This is a genomic window from Delftia sp. CH05, assembly GCF_009827015.1.
GTDB lineage: Bacteria > Pseudomonadota > Gammaproteobacteria > Burkholderiales > Burkholderiaceae_C > Comamonas > Comamonas tsuruhatensis.
In genome coordinates, this window is record NZ_WUMG01000117.1 from 1 (window position 1) to 645 (window position 645).

Here is a 645-nt window from a genome sequence, read left to right on the forward strand (position 1 = left end):
GGCTCATCTCATCCTGGGGCTGTAGTCGGTCCCAAGGGTATGGCTGTTCGCCATTTAAAGAGGTACGTGAGCTGGGTTTAAAACGTCGTGAGACAGTTTGGTCCCTATCTTCCGTGGGCGCTGCAGATTTGAGGAAGCCTGCTCCTAGTACGAGAGGACCGGAGTGGACACACCTCTGGTGTATCGGTTGTCACGCCAGTGGCATTGCCGAGTAGCTAAGTGTGGAAGAGATAACCGCTGAAAGCATCTAAGCGGGAAACTCGTTTCAAGATGAGATCTGCCGGGGCCTTGAGCCCCCTGAAGAGTCGTTCAAGACCAGGACGTTGATAGGCTGGGTGTGGAAGCGCAGTAATGCGTTAAGCTAACCAGTACTAATTGCTCGTGAGGCTTGACCCTATAACTTTGATGACGTTGATCATCAAGGTGGTTATGCCAAGTAAGGCGCAGTCAAAATACAAAGCTGATTACAGACTCTATGAATTCGTTGTGTTGCTCACAAGAGCAGCATGACAACAAGTTATGCCTGATGACCATAGCAAGTTGGTACCACTCCTTCCCATCCCGAACAGGACAGTGAAACGACTTTGCGCCGATGATAGTGCGGGTTCCCGTGTGAAAGTAGGTCATCGTCAGGCTCTTACAGCC

Annotated in this window: 2 rRNA genes; both read left to right on the forward strand. The window is 50.9% G+C overall.

From position 1 onward, the window contains the following. Positions 1-396: ribosomal RNA gene (locus tag GRX31_RS30465) — 23S ribosomal RNA — on the forward strand; the annotation flags it as partial. Positions 397-522: 126 nt separating this feature from the next. Next, a 5S ribosomal RNA gene (gene rrf / locus GRX31_RS30470) occupies positions 523-635 on the forward strand. The last annotated feature ends 10 nt before the right edge of the window (positions 636-645 follow it).